Annotated in this window: 20 protein-coding genes; 4 read left to right on the forward strand and 16 right to left on the reverse strand. The window is 57.5% G+C overall.

The features are described 5' to 3' along the window. Nucleotides 1-43: 43 nt before the first annotated feature. Nucleotides 44-511: a hypothetical protein gene (locus tag ABD903_RS01900; protein WP_345220866.1), complete on the reverse strand. Its 468-nt coding sequence runs from the start codon at nt 509-511 to the stop codon at nt 44-46. Between the two features lie 201 nt (nt 512-712). Further along, complete coding sequence (locus ABD903_RS01905; protein ID WP_345220868.1) at nt 713-1,267, reverse strand: hypothetical protein; 555 nt, start codon at nt 1,265-1,267, stop codon at nt 713-715. Between the two features lie 116 nt (nt 1,268-1,383). On the opposite strand from ABD903_RS01905, the gene ABD903_RS01910 reads away from it, so the two are divergent. Further along, on the forward strand, nt 1,384-2,946 hold the full coding sequence (locus ABD903_RS01910) for a M28 family metallopeptidase (RefSeq protein WP_345220870.1): 1,563 nt from the start codon (nt 1,384-1,386) through the stop codon (nt 2,944-2,946). A gap of 78 nt (nt 2,947-3,024) precedes the next feature. Here ABD903_RS01910 and ABD903_RS01915 read toward each other — a convergent pair whose 3' ends face one another. The 6 genes from ABD903_RS01915 to ABD903_RS01940 form a co-directional block, all read right to left on the reverse strand. Further along, nucleotides 3,025-3,483 (reverse strand): ankyrin repeat domain-containing protein, encoded by a 459-nt coding sequence (locus ABD903_RS01915; RefSeq protein ID WP_345220872.1) that lies wholly within the window; start codon nt 3,481-3,483, stop codon nt 3,025-3,027. Nucleotides 3,484-3,590: 107 nt separating this feature from the next. Next, nucleotides 3,591-4,571, reverse strand: a complete 981-nt coding sequence (locus ABD903_RS01920) for a proline iminopeptidase-family hydrolase (RefSeq protein ID WP_345220873.1) — start codon at nt 4,569-4,571, stop codon at nt 3,591-3,593. 111 nt (nt 4,572-4,682) lie between these two features. After that, a complete protein-coding gene (locus ABD903_RS01925) occupies nt 4,683-5,009 on the reverse strand; it encodes a hypothetical protein (RefSeq protein ID WP_345220874.1) in 327 nt (108 codons plus the stop codon). A 104-nt stretch (nt 5,010-5,113) separates the two neighbouring features. Next, nucleotides 5,114-5,974 carry a dienelactone hydrolase family protein gene (locus ABD903_RS01930; RefSeq protein WP_345220876.1) on the reverse strand — a complete coding sequence of 287 codons (861 nt, stop codon included), beginning with the start codon at nt 5,972-5,974 and terminating at the stop codon, nt 5,114-5,116. A gap of 74 nt (nt 5,975-6,048) precedes the next feature. Then, nucleotides 6,049-6,420 carry a cupin domain-containing protein gene (locus ABD903_RS01935; protein WP_345220878.1) on the reverse strand — a complete coding sequence of 124 codons (372 nt, stop codon included), beginning with the start codon at nt 6,418-6,420 and terminating at the stop codon, nt 6,049-6,051. 7 nt (nt 6,421-6,427) lie between these two features. Further along, entirely contained in the window at nt 6,428-6,688 is a 261-nt protein-coding gene (locus tag ABD903_RS01940) for a Kazal-type serine protease inhibitor domain-containing protein (protein WP_345220880.1), read from the reverse strand. Between the two features lie 256 nt (nt 6,689-6,944). Between ABD903_RS01940 and ABD903_RS01945 the strand changes: the two genes are divergently transcribed. Next, a complete protein-coding gene (locus ABD903_RS01945) occupies nt 6,945-7,379 on the forward strand; it encodes a YtxH domain-containing protein (protein WP_345220881.1) in 435 nt (144 codons plus the stop codon). 164 nt (nt 7,380-7,543) lie between these two features. Further along, a complete protein-coding gene (locus tag ABD903_RS01950) occupies nt 7,544-8,176 on the forward strand; it encodes a YtxH domain-containing protein (protein WP_345220883.1) in 633 nt (210 codons plus the stop codon). 353 nt (nt 8,177-8,529) lie between these two features. On the opposite strand, the gene lysS is transcribed toward ABD903_RS01950, so the two are convergent. The 6 genes from lysS to ABD903_RS01980 form a co-directional block, all read right to left on the reverse strand. Continuing rightward, nucleotides 8,530-10,089, reverse strand: coding sequence for a lysine--tRNA ligase (gene lysS / locus ABD903_RS01955; RefSeq protein ID WP_345220885.1), 1,560 nt, complete (start codon nt 10,087-10,089; stop codon nt 8,530-8,532). A 188-nt stretch (nt 10,090-10,277) separates the two neighbouring features. After that, entirely contained in the window at nt 10,278-11,318 is a 1,041-nt protein-coding gene (locus ABD903_RS01960; RefSeq protein WP_345220886.1) for a hypothetical protein, read from the reverse strand. A gap of 266 nt (nt 11,319-11,584) precedes the next feature. Then, a complete protein-coding gene (locus tag ABD903_RS01965; protein ID WP_345220888.1) occupies nt 11,585-13,717 on the reverse strand; it encodes a carboxy terminal-processing peptidase in 2,133 nt (710 codons plus the stop codon). A gap of 201 nt (nt 13,718-13,918) precedes the next feature. Next, nucleotides 13,919-14,734, reverse strand: a complete 816-nt coding sequence (locus ABD903_RS01970; RefSeq protein WP_345220889.1) for a hypothetical protein — start codon at nt 14,732-14,734, stop codon at nt 13,919-13,921. Between the two features lie 187 nt (nt 14,735-14,921). Further along, complete coding sequence (locus tag ABD903_RS01975) at nt 14,922-15,290, reverse strand: hypothetical protein (protein WP_345220891.1); 369 nt, start codon at nt 15,288-15,290, stop codon at nt 14,922-14,924. 111 nt (nt 15,291-15,401) lie between these two features. Further along, entirely contained in the window at nt 15,402-16,601 is a 1,200-nt protein-coding gene (locus ABD903_RS01980) for a proline dehydrogenase family protein (protein ID WP_345220893.1), read from the reverse strand. A gap of 147 nt (nt 16,602-16,748) precedes the next feature. Between ABD903_RS01980 and ABD903_RS01985 the strand changes: the two genes are divergently transcribed. Then, nucleotides 16,749-17,831, forward strand: a complete 1,083-nt coding sequence (locus ABD903_RS01985; protein ID WP_345220895.1) for a chorismate mutase — start codon at nt 16,749-16,751, stop codon at nt 17,829-17,831. A 17-nt stretch (nt 17,832-17,848) separates the two neighbouring features. On the opposite strand, the gene ABD903_RS01990 is transcribed toward ABD903_RS01985, so the two are convergent. Both ABD903_RS01990 and ABD903_RS01995 read right to left on the reverse strand, forming a co-directional pair. After that, nucleotides 17,849-18,256, reverse strand: coding sequence for a hypothetical protein (locus ABD903_RS01990; protein ID WP_345220896.1), 408 nt, complete (start codon nt 18,254-18,256; stop codon nt 17,849-17,851). Nucleotides 18,257-18,298: 42 nt separating this feature from the next. After that, complete coding sequence (locus tag ABD903_RS01995; protein WP_345220897.1) at nt 18,299-18,721, reverse strand: hypothetical protein; 423 nt, start codon at nt 18,719-18,721, stop codon at nt 18,299-18,301. Between the last annotated feature and the right edge of the window lie 20 nt (nt 18,722-18,741).

Raw genomic sequence — 18,741 nt, forward strand, 5'->3', positions numbered from 1 at the left:
TGGGGGCGGAGTTATGAATGTGCACGTATTGGACCGTATACCGTTAATCACGACGCTTGCGCCTCGTTCTCGTCTGAATCTTTCGCTGCAAATCATTGGCGTACTTGCTACCGTTTAGTCGGTTCGAATAAGAACAGGGGGTAATAAACAGCCCCTTTTTCTCCTCGTGCAAAAACAATATGCTCTTTTCACCCAGGGCAAAATGCATTGAGCACGACGAGTAGTCCGACTGTAACTCAATGGTGTCGTTTGCTACAAATTTGCCCTTAAAGCTTTCCAGCACGCGAAGCCGGACATTAAAGCCGCGGGTTGAGTCCTGATTTGAGATTCGCAACCAATGCCGGTATGCCCGTCCTTCAGGAGTTCTGGCGTCTAGTATTTCAACTACTTCTGCTGTAAGTAAATAAGAAGTGTTCTTTATGTGATGTTCGACAGGCATCATCAGGCAGTCGCAAGCGAGGGTAGTAAAAGTGCTGAGGATAAATAAAGCGAGTAATAGTAACGGCTTCATGCTGCTGGCTGGAAAAGCGAAAGAGGACTGGGTGGGAGGTAGTTCAAAGTTTACCGCCAAGTCGAATTGGTGACCAAGTAAATAAAGCACCAGTTGCCATTCTCAGCAGCCCGTTGGGGTAGTACACGGTAGAGATGCTTCGGCAAGCCCGGCATGACCTAAATCTAAAATCCAAACAAGCTCTTATCCAAAAAGTCTAACCTACTGCTGCGGTTCGGTTTGCGCTGCCAGCGCGTTCAGACGCGGCTGTAGTAGCCACACCCCAACTATCGAAAACCAGAGTAGAAAAAACTCGACCAGATAGTCGCTCAGGTGCGCTTCTCGTTGCAACTCCACCGATTTGTACGTCTTAGCAGCGAAGCGAAGACCGTAGAAAACGCCAGCCATAGATAGAAGGTGCATCAGCACCATGGCGCTGATGATAGCGGTTTTTGGCAAGCCAGCTTCTCCTATGTTACCCCGATAGAAAATGTATGCCACCCCAAATACCAAAAGAACAGCATACAGCAGGGGCACCGAGAATAAGAGCTTGAAGCGCCCCAAATTCAGGCCTGCGCTGGATGGGGCTAAGGAATGCAGCTGCGTGGCTATGGCCCATATCCAGCCAAACGTACCCAGTGTGAACAGCAGCATAGCTATTGGGAAGGCGAATAGCATCAACTTTATGTCGATGAGTACTACCAGGTTCATCAGAAAAACAGTGCCCCAGGTGAGTAGGAAAAGTTGCCAATGTTTGAGGTGTAGCAGAAAGCGCATAGCGAACAGGTAGTGAAAGGGTATCAGCTTTGACCCGCGCCGCAACGCCAGACCAAAAACGTCGTCAATTTCTCGTTTCTTCGGCAGCATTCAATCTTCGCCTTCTCTTCTCCGTTATGCAAAAACTGCTTTACCTGGCCGTGGCGTACGGCCTTACCGCTACCGCGCCAGCGCTGGCCCAACAGGCCGAAAAAGTCGATCAGGCAATAATTGCCAAGATCAAGGACGAAGGCCTGAACCGCTCCCAGGTGATGAAAACGGCCTTTTACCTCACTGATGTGTGCGGCCCGCGCCTGGCCAATTCGGAAGGCCTGAACCGCGCCAACGACTGGACGCAAAAGCAGATGGCCATTTGGGGCCTCACCAACTCCAAGATTGAGCCCTGGGGCGACTTCGGCCGCGGCTGGGACATCGAGAAGTCGTACGTGGCCATGACGGCGCCGTACTACCACGCCATGATCGGCGCGCCCAAAGCCTGGACGCCCGGCACCAACGGCGCCCTGAAAAAGCAGGTGGTGCTGGTGAAAGCCGCCACCGAAGCCGACCTCGCCAAGTACAAAGGCCAGCTGCGCGACAAAATTGTGCTGACGGAAGTAGCCTCCGAGCCCAAAACCACCTTCACCGCCGACGCCAGCCGCTACACCGACGAGGAGCTGCAGAAAATGGCTACCCCCGCCGAAGCGCGACCCGCCACCACTGCCAACGATGAAGCCCGCAACGCCTACCGTGCCCGCCTGGCCCTGCGCACCAAAATGAGCGAAATGTTCATGCAGGAAGGCGCAGCGGCAGTGCTCAGCACCCGCGGCGGCTCGCACGGCACGTTCTTCACCTCCAACGGCGCCCCGTACGCCGCCGATGCCAAGCCCGTGCTGCCCGAGATTGAAATGTCGCCGGAAGACCAGCTGCGGCTGATTCGCTTGGTGGAAGCCGGCATTCCGGTGGAAGTGGAAATGGAAACCCGCACCAAATTCCAAACCCAGGACCTGAAGGGCTACAACGTGGTGGCCGAAATTCCCGGCACCGACCGCAAGCTGAAAAGCGAAGTGGTCATGCTCGGCGCCCACCTCGACTCCTGGCACGCCGCCACCGGCGCCACCGACAACGCCGCCGGCTGCGCCGTGATGATGGAAGCCGCTCGCATTCTGAAGGCCCTCGACGTGAAGCCGCGCCGCACCATTCGGGTGGCCCTGTGGAGCGCCGAGGAGCAGGGCCTGCACGGCTCGCGCAACTACGTGAAAAACCACTTCGCCGACCCCGCCACCATGAAACTGCTGCCCGAGCACGAAAAGCTCGCGGCCTACTTCAACCTCGATAACGGTTCGGGCAAAATCCGCGGCATTTACGCCCAGGGCAACGAGCAGGTGCAGCCCATCTTCGCCGCCTGGCTCAAGCCCTTCGCCGACATGGGCGCCACCACCGTTACGCCCCGCAACACCGGCGGCACCGACCACCTCGCCTTCGACGCCGTGGGCCTGCCCGGTTTCCAGTTCATTCAGGACGGCCTCGACTACAACACCCGCACCCACCACACCAACATGGACACCTACGAGCGTTTGCAAGCCGACGACCTCAAGCAGGCCTCGGTAATCGTGGCCTCGTTCGTGTACCACGCTGCCATGCGCGACCAGAAGCTGCCGCGCAAAGCTTTGCCCCAGCCACCTACCGCACCTAAGTCGTAGGTTTGGCTGGTTCGTACAACTCAAAACGCCCCGCTGGTATTGAGCCAGCAGGGCGTTTTGAGTTGTACGAACCAGCATTTACTTTACCCCCAACGATTCCAAGTAAGCTATCATATCCGCGTGCTTTTGATCTTGGGCAGCTTTCAGCGCGGTGTTGCCTTGCCCGTCGTTGGCGTCGGGTTTGGCGCCTTTTTCCACCAACAGCTGGGCTAAAGGCACGTTGCCGTTGTGAGCAGCCCACATCAGGGGTGTCATTTTGAAGCCGTCGACGGCGTTAACATCCGCGCCGTGGTTGAGGAGCAGCGTGGCCACATCGGTGTAGTTCTTCATCGTGGCCTGCATTAGGGTGGTGATGAAGAAAGCGTTGTTCATGCGGAACGTGTAGTTCACGTTGGCACCTTCTTCAATCAACTTGGCGACCTTGCTCACTTGGTTCTTGCTGACGGCTTCGTACAGTTTTTGGTCGCGCGACTGTGCAGACGCCGTGGTACCCGCGAACAAAAGCAATGCGGCCAGCAAGGTAAATATTGGCTTCATGCAAAAAGTATGGTGAACGGTGGTTGAGTGGTTACGGAAGGCGCCACCTGCGGCACGGCCAGAAAGCCTTCGAAAGCAGGCAGCGACACGCGCCTACGAATAGCAAACTACCCTTTTCGCTCCGTTTTCTTCAGAAACTTGAGCAGCGCCGGGAAGTAGTGCTGCGGGTCGTCCCACATGGCGTAGTGCGAACCTTCCGGGCAGATGTACTTCTGGCTTTTCGGTATCTGCCGCTGCATATAGTCGATGTCGGCGGTGGGAATGAAATCGTAGCGTGAGCCGATGACCAGCGTGGGCGTTTTGATGGAGGCCAGGCGGGTGCTAAAGTCCCACGCCACCATGAAGGGCAGGAAGTTCACGGCGTATTTGCGGACGATGTGCGCCTGACTGCGGGTGAAGGTGGGCGGCTCCGGCGTCAGGCGCATCATGTGCAGCTGGCGAAATTCCGTGTACACAGCCGGGGTAATGAGCGGCGACAAGGCTTTCAGCCCCATGGTATCGAGGCCAGCAATGGTTTTGCCTTCTTTGGCCGCGTGGCGCCGAATGATGTCGGCAAATTGGGCGTAGCGGTTCTTGTTGAATACCGTGGCCTTGTAGCCGATGTTCGAAGTAATAAGACCTTTCAGGTGCTGCGGGTACTTGCTGGCGTACTCCAAGGCCAACATGCCGCCCCAGGAGTGACCCAGCAGGTAAAACTGGTCGAGCCCCAGGCCTTGGCGAACCTGCTCCACTTCGCCCACAAAGCGGTTGATGTCCCACACAGCCTTGTCGGCTGTTTCGTCGGAGTGGTAAGAGTTCAGTTGGTCGTAGTAATAGATTTCGATGCCTTCCTTGGTCAAGTATTCGGGAAAGTTCTCGAAGTACTCGTGGGTGTTGCCGGGGCCGCCGTGCAGCAGCAGCAGCTTGATCTTGCCTTCGCCCACTTTCTGCGTCCACACGCGGTACTTGCCATCCACAGTAATCATTTTCACGCCTGGTGCCTGCATTTTGGCGGCGTAGCTGCTGTCTTTGGCCTGGGCTGCGACCAGCCACGGAAGCAACAGCAATAGAAAGGAAAGGACTGCCTGGCGGAGCTTCACGAAGCGCATCGAAATCAGGGTTAGGTATTGATGTAACTAGCAAGGGCACGCAGGCCCAATTATGCAATTCTCGGGAGGAGTGAGGTTAGAAATGCGACTGACCAGCCACCCCACTCGATCTTACTTGTCGGTGCGCGGCTCCACTATGCCGAGCCTTTCGGTAACCCAGTTTTTACTTACCGGCACCGTTACCACAACCTCTGTTTCGGGTGTGCCTTGCCTGCGCCGCGCGGCCAGCCGTTGCAGCTTGTCCTGGTTTTCGTCTTTGGTTACGAGAATGGTGCCGTAGTCCCGTATGGCCACCACCAGCTTGGGCATTTTCAAACGTACCTCCACCGGCTGGGTGGCAGCCGGCTTGGGCACGCTTACCGGCTTGGTCTGGGCCTGACTGCTCAGTGCCGCGAGCAGGCAAACGGATAGTGGAATAAGGTATCGGCTAAACGGCATCGAAGGGGAATAACTACCCAAAGATGCAGGTATAAACGAAGTTTCCCCACTCCCAAAGCCATTAGAACGGTTCTGAAAGTGGGGAAGCCTCGATTTACAGCGGTTTAGCTTAGCTTATCCTTAAACAAGCGCAGCGTGCGGCCCCAGGCCAGTTTGGCAGCCGCTTCGTTGTAGCGCGCCGGCGACGAGTCGTTGTTAAAAGCGTGGTTAACGCCCTCGTACACATATTGCTCGTACTTCACGCCGGCTGCTTTCAGGGCCTGTTCCCAGGCTACCATGCCCGCGTTTACGCGCTCATCGAGTCCGGCGTAGTGCAGCATCAGGTGGGCTTTGATGTTGGCGGCGTCTTCGGCTTTGGGCTGGGTGCCGTAATAGCCTACCGCGGCGTTTAGCTTAGGGTCGGCTACGGCCAGCTTGTTGGCCATGGCGCCGCCCCAGCAGAAGCCCACGCAGCCGGTTTTGCCGTTCGAGTCGGGGCGGGTACGCAGGTACTCGAAGGCGCGCAGGTAGTTGTTCAGGTTTTGCTGCGGATCCAGCTTGCCGATGAGCGTCCGGCCTTCGTCTTCGTTAGCCGGCGTGCCGCCAAATACCGATAGCGCATCGACGCCCAGCGCCAGATAGCCGGCCTTGGCTACTCGCCGCGTTACATCTTTGATGTGCGGCGTGAGGCCGCGGTTTTCGTGAATTACCACCACCGCGCCACGCTTTTTCTTGCCTTTGGGGTGCACCAGCAGCCCTTTCATGGTTACGCCTGCTTCGCCGGCCCAGGTTACTTCTTCACTCACCAGGTTTTTGTCATCGTCGGGCACGGTGGCGGCTTCGGCGTAACCGGAGTCCAGGACGTTCAGCGCCGACATGGCCAGGGCCATGCCGCCGGTGAGCTTCACCAGCCGCTCCATGAATTCTTTGCGGGTAAGCGGTTTGTGGGTGTACTCGTCGAAGAGGTTGATGATGCGCTGATCCATGGACGGGAAAAAGGAAACAGAGAGAAAAATACCGGCGGTCCGGCGGCTTGGCAAAAGGGGCAGGAGCGTGCGGTTTATTCGGCCTCGCGGTTCACGGTATCAATGGAGAAGGCCGGCACGCAAACCGACCAATACTCGCATTCTTGGTCGAACGGGTTGGAGTAGCGCACCCGCGCACCGGCCTTGATCAGCAGCGACTCGCCCGCACCCAACTCCACCACGTCACCATCTATTTCGAACCGTTTGCGGCCGCGCACCACTATGGTTACCTCGTCGAAGGCCGGGTTTTGGTGCGGCTCGCTCCAGTGCGGCGGCGCCACCATGTGGGCCACGCTGTACTCGCCGGTTTGGGTGCTGGCCAGCCCAATGTGTTCTTCAATGAGTTTGCCGTCGGTGGTGGGAACCACAAAAGGGGCCTGCTGGCGGAAGTATCGTTTGGTGGACATAGAGGCGTTAGTTGGTTTTGGTGGGGCATTCGCCTTGGGTGGTTCGGGTTACGCCGGCATTGGCGGCCGCGCAGGGGTTGCTGTAGGTTTTGCCGTCGCAGCCGCACACAGGGTTGTATTCCATGGTGCAAATACCATTCGGGTTGATTTTGTTGGGGTCAATGCAGCCGCTATCGGCAGTTGCGGTCGAGTCGGTGGGCTGTTGGCAGCTGCCGGTAAGCAGCAAAGCCAGGAAAAATAAGCCGTTTGAAAGTCGAGAAGAAGACATGGCTAATGCAGGAAGAAGGGTGGAAACGAAAAGTACGGCGAAACCCTAAATGCAGCCAGCCCGGTCGCCTGTTCGGCCGCTAAAGGATATAGTAGCGCTAATAATTTGTGGTTATATGGTGGAAGCACTATCTTTTTGCCGGGCAATACAACCTGGTCTGTATGCTTCCGTATAGGCAGAGCAAACTGGCCTGCGGAGCTTCCGGAGCCGGTTCTTGACTTCCTCTGACTTTTCCTTCACCTACACTTTCTACCTCATGTCTTATAACGAAGACAACAACTCGGGCAAGATCCTGCTGGCCGTTCTGGCCGGCGCCAGCGCTGGCATTGTAGCCGGCCTGCTTATGGCACCAGATAAAGGCAGCGCTACCCGCGGCAACCTGAAAAACTACGCCGGCAAATACGGCGACCAGTTCGGTGAGCAACTCACTAAGCTGGGCCAGCAGTTCGATACCTCCTTTAAAGGTGTGGTAGAGAAGCTGGAAGAGCTGGGCGTAACCGGCGCCGGCAGCAGCCTGAACATGAAAGGCGACTGGAACACCACCAAAGGCAAACTGAAGCAGCAATACGGCCAGCTCACCGACGAAGATCTGACCTACACCGAAGGCCAGGGCGACGAGCTGGTGGGCCGCCTGCAAGAGAAGCTGGGCAAAGGCAAGCGCGAAATTGTGCGCATGCTGAACGAACTGTAGGCCCGGCCTGCCGTTTGCCTTGCGCTAATGCGTAGTAAAAGCCCGCTGCCGCTCCGGCAGCGGGCTTTTTTTGTACAACCTTCCCCAACGTTTCGCGTTAGGAATCTACCGGCCCTTGGGCCTGATCATTGTTCCTTCCCCAACCTCAACATCCCTGCTTCCTTATGAAAGACAACAGCGGCAAAGTAATTCTCGCCCTGCTGGCCGGCGCCAGCGCAGGTATCGTAGCTGGACTGCTCATGGCTCCCGACGCGGGCACTGCCACGCGCGACAGCCTTGGCAAGTCGCTCGGTAAATTCGGCGACGACCTAAACAAACTGTTGCAGGACGGCCTCGCGAAGTTCGACGCCATGAAAGGCGGCCAGGGCGGTCAAGGCGGCTCTAACGCCGACCGCGAAGGTGCTGAAAGCGCCCTAAGCGGTATGGGTGGATCGGGGGCTGGTAGCCGCGGAAGCAGCGGTGGCCGCTCTGGCGGCGGTACTTCGGGCGGCAGCGCTTCCGGCGGTGGTTCGTCGTCGGGTAGTGGTGCGGGTGCCTCCGGTGGCGGTAGCACGGCAGGTGGTTCTTCGTCCTCTTCGGGCGGTGGTTCTACCAGCGGCGGTTCCGGCAGCAGTGCAGGTCGTAGCTCTACTTCCGGCAGCGGCTCGGGCACCAGCGGCGCTGGTGGCTCAGGCAGCGGCTCCTCTACTTCAGGTTCGGGTGGCGCTGGTGGCGCTTCCACGGCCAGCACGTCGCGCAGCACCGGTGGTGCTGGCGGAGCCGGTGGCACCGAGGGCGGCAGCGGCGTAGGCAGCTAGCTAAAAGAATTTTTAACGGCGCCGTAACCCTGCGGTAACAGCCGCCGTTAAAGACAGTATAAAGTCAGTTTGAATAGAAAGCTGGATAGACTTCTTAAAGTAAAATTGCCGATTAGTAGAGCTTCTGACAGGATTGGTTCTAAAACCTGACAGCAAAATCGTACTAGTCCATCGCACACTTCTTTAGGTAGTACCGGCCGGAATGGTAAGCTGATTTTATAAAGAAAGCCTCCCGCACATATTATTGGTGCGGGAGGCTTTCGATTTTTACAGCTCTTCTGCACCGTATCCAAAGACGCGGCCCGTCAGGTACTTACCTGACGGGCCGCGTGCGTTAAAACTATTGGGAAAGGTTACTTAGCTTCTTCCTGCGTTTCGGACTTAGCCGTTTCCTGCTTTTCCGGCTTCATCTGCGGGAAAAACAGCACGTCCTGAATGGAGTTCGAGTTGGTCATGATCATCGACAGGCGGTCGATACCGATACCCAGGCCCGCCGTGGGCGGCATGCCGTACTCCAAAGCACGCAGGAAGTCTTCGTCGAGCACCATGGCTTCCACGTCGCCGCGCTTGCCCAACTCCAATTGGTCCTCGAAACGCTGGCGCTGGTCGATTGGGTCGTTCAGCTCGGAGAAGGCGTTGCAGATTTCCTTGCCGTTGCACACTGCCTCGAAACGCTCCACCAAACCCGGCTTCGAGCGGTGCTTTTTCGCCAGCGGGGACATTTCGACCGGGTAATCGGTGATGAACGTGGGCTGAATCAGCTTCGGCTCCACGTGCTCCCCAAAAATTTCGTCGATGATTTTGGCCTTGCCCATGGTGGGGTCCAGCTTCACGTGCAGCTGGGCTGCCGCTTCGCGCATCTGAGCCTCGTCCATTTCCGAAATGTCCACTCCCGTGTACTCCTTAATGGCTTCGTACATGGTGTAGCGTTTCCAGGGGCGCTGGAAGTTGATGAGGTTGTCGCCTACCTGTACTTCGGTTTTGTCGTGCAGGGCAATGGCCACACGCTCCACCATTTCCTCCACCAAGTCCATCATCCAGTTGTAGTCTTTGTAGGCTACGTACAGCTCCATCTGGGTGAATTCCGGGTTGTGAAAGCGCGACATGCCTTCGTTGCGGAAGTCCTTTGAGAATTCGTACACGCCGTCGAAACCACCCACGATGAGGCGCTTCAGGTATAACTCGTTGGCAATGCGCAGGTACAGCGTCATGTCCAGCGTGTTGTGGTGCGTGGTGAAGGGGCGCGCAGCGGCACCGCCGTACAGCGGCTGCAGAATGGGCGTTTCCACCTCCAGGTAGCCACGGTCGTTCAGGTAGTTGCGCATGGCCTGCACCAGCTGCGTGCGCTTCACGAAGGTGTCGCGCACGTGGGGGTTCACCACCAAGTCCACGTAGCGCTGGCGGTAGCGGAACTCGGGGTCGGTTACCTCGTCGTAGCGCACTTTGTTGCCCTGCTCGTCGGTGGTTTCGCGTACTACCGGCAGCGGACGCAAAGCCTTCGAAAGCAGCGTAAAGCCCGTAACGTGGATGGAAGTTTCGCCCACCATTGTTTTGAACACGTGGCCCTTCACGCCGATGAAGTCGCCTAAGTCGAGCAGCTTCTTGAATACCGTGTTGTAGAGCTCCTTGTCCTCGCCGGGGCAAATTTCGTCGCGGTTTATGTAGAGCTGAATGCGGCCCGAGGCGTCCTGCAATTCGGCAAACGAGGCCTTGCCCTTGATGCGCACCGACATGAGGCGGCCGGCCAGGCTCACGTCCTGGAAGTTGTTCAGCTCGGGGTGGTAGTTGTCGTGAATTTCCTTGGCGTAGAAATTCACATCGAACAGCTCGGAAGGGTAGGGCTCGATGCCCAGTTGCTGAAGCTCGTCCAGCTTCTGACGACGGATAAGCTCCTGTTCGCTGAGGTGATGCATAAGGCGGGGTTGAGGCGGCCGTTGCGGCCGGCAAAGTCAAGCTGCAAAGATAGACCGCGGATGGGCAATGATGGTAGCTGCCTAACAAGAGCAGCTTCATTGTGTTGCTGGGCCCAAAACAAAAAACGCTGGCCCAGTGGACCAGCGTTTACGTGTATATGCAGTTGTGTCTAGTATAAGCAGTGCGGTTAAGCAGCCATGCCCATCTGCGGCGTTTCCGTCAGCACCGGCTCAATGCGGTTGCGCAGGCGCTCGGTCACAAAGCTATTCTGCAAGTGCTGGGGCAGGTTAGCCACCAGCTCCTGGTAGCGCTGCAGGCCCAGAGCCTTGGCCACGTAGGTCTCGTGAATGCCGTTCAGGTAGCTCACAATGTCCAGCAGCGACTGGTGGAACAGGTTGAAGTCGATGTCGGCTTCCACGTAACGCTCAATCTCACGGCTGGTCTGCGAAATGCGCAGGCGGCCCAGCAGGTCGAAAATGGTGGTGTAACCGAGGCGCCACGTAATCTGCTGCCAGTGTTGCGCCGTCCACTTATCGAGCAGTTTGCCCGTCTTTTGGCTGCGCAGGGCCGTGTTAGGGTTGGCCTGCACTTGCTGACGCACGCCTACAGCCTTCTGCTTGCGGGTGGTGCGCAGGAACTGCCCAATCTGGGCCTGGGCATCAATAGCCTTGCCGGCAATCTGCAGCCCGGCCTTGTAACCAGCCAGCGGCAAACGGTGGATGCTGAAGTCTCCATACGAGCCAGCAGCGTAAAACGACACCGGGCGAGGGTAGGCATTGCGTACCACTAAGCGACCTACTTCGCGGCGAATAAGCGAAGGATTGTTGGTACGCACACCGGTCGTGTACAGGAAGGCTTGTAAGCCCGCCGTAACGGCATGGTACGCCTGCGGGAACGTCCAGTGCAGCGCGTGGCGCAGGTAGTCTTCGTTGCCGAGCTCGGCAGTAGCGCGCAAGGCATACTCAGTGCTCCAGCAGTTAATCAGCATCTTCTCCACCGCAGCCAGGTCGGCCTCGGTTAGCTCAGCCTGGTGGGCCCGGAAAAAAGGAAGGTGCTGCAGGCCCCCAGCGGCATCATCCGCCTCGCGAATATGGTAGCTCAGGGCGAAGAAGTAGTTGAGGAACACCTGAGCCGGGATGGACTTGCGCCATGCCTCATCGTGCTGGGGCGTGGCCTCGTCGGCAGCTTGCAGGTGCAGGATGTTATCGTTCAGAAGTTCGTTCGTCATATTCATACATGCACAACGCATTGGGTAGCGTTTGAGTGCCAAAATACTAAAAAAATTAGAGCTAAATTTTGTAGTTTTTAACGTTGATAATCAAGTGGTTATTTAGTGAATGAATAAAATGGTTAGGAGAGATAATGCGTTCTTGAAAGTTGCCCGCTGATGATGCTGTAAATGCCGTTTTTGAGAGCATATCCCAGACCACAACAGGTCCAAAAAAGCCCCTGTACCATGGGGTACAGGGGCTTTTTTGGACCTGTTAAGAAGTTCTAACGCTTGGTCACGCCCGAGTTAAGTTGGTCGTTCACCACGGCTACTGCTTCGCGCAGGTTAATGTCTTTCACCAAGTTCTTGGTAAGACGACGTACGCGGTTCTGCTTAACGGTATCCGACTGCACCGCGCGCAAGTCAGCGGGCAGCGGAGCAATGTTCAGGGCAGAGGCGGTCTTCTGCGACTCCTCGTAGCGCTTCGACTCGGCCTTGGCCTGCTCTTGCTCGGCGCGGAATTTGGCGAGGTTCAACGATACCATGGTGTCATCCTTACGCTTGCGCATGCGAGCCACAATGTCCTGTACCGTTTTAAAGCTGGGGCTGGCGGCAACGCGGGCTGCGCTGGCAGTACGCAGCTTGTCGATAGACGGCGGCTGGTTCCAGGCACGGTAGCGGGCCGGGCTGATTTCGTCCCACTTCAACGGGTAATCGGTGTCTTTTTCGCCTTGGTCGAGGTAGCTGTCGGCGCCGGGCAGCAGGATATCGGGCGTTACGCCTTTAAACTGCGTGGAGCCACCGTTAATGCGGTAGAACTTCTGAGTCGTCAGCTTCAGCGAGCCGAACGGCTTGATAGCGTTAAACTCAGCGGGCAGAGCATCATCGAGGTTGAAAATGCGCTGTACCGTGCCTTTGCCGTAGGTGCTGGTAGAGCCCATTACCACGCCGCGCTTGTAGTCCTGCACGGCAGCAGCCAGAATTTCCGAGGCCGAAGCGCTGTACTTGTTTACTAGTACCACCAAGGGGCCGCCGTATTGCACACGCGGGTCACGGTCGTTCATTACCTGGGCTGCGCCCTGGGGCGAGCGTACCTGCACCACGGGGCCATTGTCAATGAAGAGGCCCACCATGTCTACGGCATCCGACAAAGAGCCGCCGCCGTTGTTGCGCAAGTCGAGAATGACGCCCTGCACGTTTTCCTGCTTGAGTTTCTCCAACTCTTTCTTCACGTCGTCGGCCGAGCTACGGCCGCCGTTGTCGTTAAAGTCAGCATAGAAAGCAGGCAGGTGAATGTAACCCACCTTCTTGCCGCCGTTGTCGATGGTAGCCGACTGAGCGAATTTCTCTTCCAAAATCACCACGTCGCGCACGATGGGAATAACCTGCATGCTGCCGTCGGCTTTCTTCACCGTGAGGCGAACTTCTGTGCCTTTGGGGCCACGGATGTAGGTAATGGCCTTATCAAGACGCATGCCTTCGATGGAAATCGGTTCGGCAGGGCCCTGGGCCACCCGCTGAATAATGTCGCCTACTTTCAACTGGCCCTGGCGGTAAGAAGCCGAACCAGGTACGATGTCGGCCACCTTGATCTGACCGTCTTTCTGCTGCAACGTGGCGCCAATTCCCTCGAAGCGGCCGGTCATTTCAATGTCGAACGACTCCTTGTCGCGCGGGGCGAAGTACTCCGTGTGGGGGTCGTAGGTATTGGCAATGGTGTTAGCCCACAGGGCCAACCGGTCGTTATCGTCGTTTTGCAACAGGTCGTTAAACTGCTCATCGAAGTTCTTCAGCACGCGCTTACGAGCCTCGGCTTCCATTTCGGTAGCCGAAAGGGCAGGCGTAGCTGCTTTCTTCGGGTCACGCTTGGTTTGTTCCTCCTGAATTTCAGACAGGCGAATCAGCGTCTGATACTTCACGTACTTGCGCCACTCTTCGCGCTGGGCAGCCGCATCGGCCGGAAACTGAGCTTTATCGGGGTCGGTCTGAAACGACTCTTCGGCGGTAAAGTCCATCGGCTTGCTAAGCAAGTCGCGGTACAGGGCCTGCACGTCTTTGGAACGCTGCTTGGTAAGCTGCGAAGCCAAATCCACGAACTCATGCGAACCGCGGCGTACCTGGTCGTCAATATCGGTTTGGTACTTGCGCAACTGGGCTACATCCGACTGCAAGAGAAATTTCTTGGCGTAGTCGATGCGCTTCAGGTACAGGTCGAACACCCGGCGCGAGAAGTTATCATCAATCTGCTCAGGCTGGTAGTGAGCTGCGCTCAAGCCCTGTAACATGGCTTTGATGAGTACCTCTTCCTTTTGCGGAACGATGGCGTCGTGGCCGCGGTAGAGCTTGTATGAAGCCAGTACGAACACAGCCGCGACAACGGCAGCGTACAGACCTATGCGAAAGCGGGAAAATAGCATGAGAAAGCAGCAAAAAAGTGTCTGAACAAACATACGCAAAAGCCGCCCGCAGGGGTGAAAGGGCCGGAACAAGTTGCGCCGCTTTTCTTCTTAACGATGTCGGGATGCCAATAAGTGCCCTAGTTTAGGTACCGGCCTATATAGAAACAAAAAAGCCTCCCCGGTTGCGGGGAGGCTTTTTTAACTAAACTAAAAAGAAGGCTAGTAGTAGATACGGTCACCGTTGTTGCGACGGAATTCGTCTTGCAGGTGACGAGCGTCTTCGTCGTTGCGGGGGCGTACGCCCATTACAATGCCGCCGTTCTTAATGTCGTGCTCGTATTCAGCAGCACGCTCTTCGGGAATGCCCGAGCCTACCAAGGCGCCTACCAGGCCACCTGTCAGACCACCGGCACCAGCGCCAGCCAGCGCAGCAGCCAGAGGACCAGCTACAATCAGGCCCAGGCCTGGCAGTGCTACCGACGTACCGATGGCGGCAATGGCGCCAATTACGGCACCAGCCGTGCCACCAATGGCTGAACCTACACCAGCGCCTTCCATGGCTTTGTTGCCAAGGTCAGAATCAGGCGTATGGTCGCCGAAGTGCGTTTTGCGGGTGTCGTCAGACATCAGCACGTTCACATCGTCCTTGGTGTAACCGCGCGACGACAGCGAGCTATAAGCACGCTCGGCCGAGTCACGGTCGCGGAAGGTCGAGGTCAGGTAGCCGCCCGAGGACGAGCCGCCTTGCGTATTAGCGCTGCCGTACTGCGAACCGGTAGTAGAGCCCATGTTGCTGTTGCCCATCGACGAGCCCGAGTTCGACATGTTCGAGGAATTCATATCAGTTCCCGAGTTTACCGGGGTGCCCGACGACGTGTTGCTGCTCGAGTTGATACCCGTGCTGCCCATTGAGCCGCTACCGGAATGCTGCGTAGAGCCGTAGCCAGCGCCAGCACCCGTGCCTTGCGTGTTAGGATTCATGCTCGAGCCAGTGCCGGGGGTGTTGCCCATGTTGGAGGTGTTGTCGGTATTCATGAGGTTGTGGTGTATGTGAAGGGAAGGATGAGAGAAACAAACGGAAATCCGTCACCAGCCGAGTAGCCGATGCGGGCCCCGTTAGCACCCTTAACGAGTGGTTTCCGGTCGGGGTTACAACCGACCGTGTCTAAATCCAACTTTCACGTACCAACCTCCTGGGTTGACCGCCTACAATGCTGCAGTATTACGAGAAGCTGTTGAAGTTCTCGTCGTTGCGCCAGAAGGCACGGCATTCCTGCCGTAGAGAGGGCAAGAACTCTGGGTTTTGCTTTAGCTCGCGCCACGTGCCCATGCCCATCCGTTCACAAAGCTTAAAGAACGAGTCGCCCTGTCCTTTAGAACCTTCCACTTTCACCAAGCAGCTGAGAATGGGACGACCAGCGGCGTGTTCGGTATCGGAAATCTCGGCCAGAATTTCGTTGAGCCGCGATTTTTCGTGCGATACGTCAAGGTTGAGACCCAACTCGGCTTCCTGCACCAAGGTGAGGTAGCTGACCGTGCCGGTCTGGTTGCGGGAAATGTTAATCAGGTAGCGTCGAATTCGCGCGTTCATCGGGGGTGAGCGAGTAGGGAAGCAGAAACGGGCTCGGAAAATACAAAAAAAGACCCGCCGCGCCGGAAAATATCCAACGCGGCGGAACGTTGCGCCAAAATTGTGCCGGCTCTAGCGGCCGGATTGCTTGCGGCGCTGCATCTCCCGCTGAATGAGCATAAACTCGCGGCTGCTCTGTCCCGAAATAGCGGTATTCTCGTCGGCGCGGCGGAGCAGGTATGGCATAACCGCCTCTACGGGGCCGTAAGGGACGTATTTGGCGGTATTGTAGCCGGCGTGCGCGAGGTTGTAGCTGAGGTTGTCGCTCATGCCGTAGAGTTGCGCGAACCACATTCGCTCGTCGCCGGGAGCTATGTCGTGCTCGGCCATGAGTTCGGCCAGCAGGCGCGAAGAATCTTCGTTGTGGGTGCCCGCGCAAATGGCAAGGCGGTCAATGTGCTCCACGGAAAAGCGCAGGGCCTCGTTGTACAGGTCGTCGGTGGCTTGCTTACTGGGGTTGATGGGATTCTGGTAACCGCGCTGCGTAGCCGTGCGCGCTTCCTTCTCCATGTAGGCGCCGCGCACCAGCTTGGCGCCTACGTAGTAGCCTTCGGCCACACCCAGCTCGTAATCGTGGCGTAGGCCGTCGAGACGGTCGTGGCGGTAGAGCTGGTAGGTGTTCCACACAATGGCCCGCTCGCGGTTGTAGCGGCGCATCATGTCGCGGGCCAGGTCATCGATGGTGGTTTGGAACCAGCTTTCCTCGGCGTCCACAAATACGCGTACCTGCTTCTCGTGGGCACGGCGGCAAATGGCGTCTACGCGCTCCAGGGCGCGGTCGTAGCTGGTTTGCTCGGCGGCCGTCAGGGCTTTGCCGGCCTGTACTTTTTCCAGCAGGGCGCTATCGGCCACACCGGTTACTTTAAACACCGAAAACGGAATGTGGGGGTTGCCGGCGGCCAAGTCAATGGTGCGGAGCAACTCGTCGCGGGTATGGTCGAAGCTCTTTTCGCTGCCTTCGCCCTCTACCGAATAGTCCAGGATGGTGCCGATTTTATAACGGCCCAGCTCGGCAATTACCGGCTTGCACTCGGCAATGGTTTCGCCGCCGCAGAATTGCTGGAAGATGGTGTACTTAACGGCCGTTTTAGTACCGGGCAGGCCCCAGCCCAACGCCTTCTTCATTAAGCCGCCGCCAAAGCTTACCAGCGACTTGTTGTTCATGGCCGCAAACAGGGCGTACATGCGCCGCAATTCGGCATCGGACTTAGAGGCAAACGCAATGGCGGTATTGTCGAAGGAAACGACGGGCTTTGTTTGGGGAACGGGCATGCAGAGCGGTAGATTTGGAGCAGCGAAGATAGCCACGAAACAACGTTTCGGGGGAGGTAGTTACATCACGGGCTGCTTATCTGACCAGCTTCGCATTCTTTCTTTCGCGGTTGCCATTTTCGGCTGCAAAGGCCGCTTCCCCATTCCATGGAAATCGATACCTACTTCACGCGCATGTTGGCCCACAAAGGCCAGCCGCTGCTGTTTGCCGGTCCGTGCTCGGCCGAAACCGAAGAACAAGTGCTGGCCACCGCCCGCGGGTTGCAGGGCGTAGGCGTCGATTTGTTCCGGGCCGGTATCTGGAAGCCGCGCACACGCCCGGGTTCGTTTGAGGGTATTGGTACGGAAGGGTTGCGCTGGCTACAGCGAGTTAAGGCGGAATATGGCCTGCCCGTAACGGTGGAAGTGGCCACGCCGCGCCACGTGGAAGAATGCCTGGCACACGGCATCGATGTACTCTGGATTGGGGCCCGCACCACCGTAAACCCCTTTGCGGTGCAGGAGCTGGCCGAAGCCCTGGGCGGAACCGGTGTGCCGGTAATGGTGAAGAACCCGGTGAATCCCGACCTCGCGCTGTGGGCCGGCGCCCTGGAACGCCTCGACCGTGCCGGCGTGCGTGACCTGGCCGCCATTCACCGCGGCTTCAGCACCGGAGCGCCTTCGCGCTACCGCAACGCGCCCACCTGGGGCATTCCTATTGAGCTGAAAACGCGCTTTCCCGAAATTCCGCTCATCTGCGACCCCAGCCATATTACCGGTCGCCGCGACTTGCTGATGCCCGTGGCTCAAAAAGCCCTCGACCTAGACTACGACGGCTTGATGCTGGAAACGCACCCCGACCCGGATAACGCCTGGAGCGACGCCGCGCAGCAGGTAACGCCGCAGCGCCTCGCAGAAATGGTGCACGAACTCAAGCACCGCTACCGTACCACCGACAACGCCGATTACCTCAACAAAGCCGAAGAACTGCGCCAGAAAATGGACGTGGCCGATCAGGATATTATTGAGGCGCTGGCGCGGCGCATGGCCCTGGTGGAGGAACTAGCTGAGTATAAAAAGCAGAACAACGTAAAAATTCTGCAGCTGGACCGCTGGAACGAGATTTACACGAGCCGTCCGGAATGGGCCAACCGACTACGGGTAAACGATAAGTTTGTGGCCGAGCTCTACAAACTCATTCACATCGAAAGCATCCGCAAGCAAACCGAAATCATGCAGCGGCCCGAGTAGTTCGGGGCTTATTCGCGTTAGCGTGAGTTGGTGCGGGAATACGTGTAGCGGGGCGCATCGAAGCACAAGCCGTAGTCAATGACCAGCACGTCGCCGGAAAGGGTATAGGTAGCGCCCGGCGTTAAACTGGTCCAACTGAAGGTGATGACCGGGGCGTTGGTTTCGCAGGCGGCAGCTCCGGTGCTGAGCTCATAGGTACCGGTTTGCACTACCTGCCCGTTTAGGTAGCGGGTGGCATTGCCGGCGGCGTCGAGCTCCAGCGCTTCGTTAGGCACGGGCGCATTGGCTGGGCAGTAGCATTCCAGCTTGGTAACGGTCCAGTACCCCGCCACGCCCGAGACTTGCGGCTTGGTATCGTCGTCGGTTTGGCAGCTGCTGGCCAGTAGCGCGCTCAAAAGCAAGGTATAAAGGGCAGAAGCTTTCATTGGTATAAAAAAAAGGAAGTGAAATCGATAAAACCGGCGGCTCTAACGGCGTTGGTAGTACTCAATACAACCATCGAGCGGCGCGCAGCCGTCGAGCACCAGCCGGCTGCCTTTTTTCTCGTAGCCCCGCTCCCAGACGTGAGTGCGAAACGTGAGCCGCATGGTTTCCGCTTGCCCGCCGCAGGCTTGTTTCTGCAGAATTTCATACCGAGCCGTGTCCTTCGGCTGGTCGTTCACGAAGAAGTAAGCTTTGTCGGCGGCAAACAGCACGCTTTCCCGGCGGCCGGTAGATTCTACGGTGTGCGGGCCGCTCATCCCGCAAGAGCTGGATACCCAGACCCAGCGGCCCTCCAGCCCAAATTCCGGTTCCGGCGCGTGGCAGTCGTCCTGGCAGGCCGTTAGGGCAAGCAGCCCAGCGGCAGCCAGTAGCGAGGAAAATGAAAACAGCGTACGAAAAGGACGCATCGTAAGTCAGAAGAAGGGTA

The organism is Hymenobacter koreensis (assembly GCF_039541855.1).
GTDB classification, from domain to species: Bacteria; Bacteroidota; Bacteroidia; order Cytophagales; family Hymenobacteraceae; genus Solirubrum; species Solirubrum koreensis.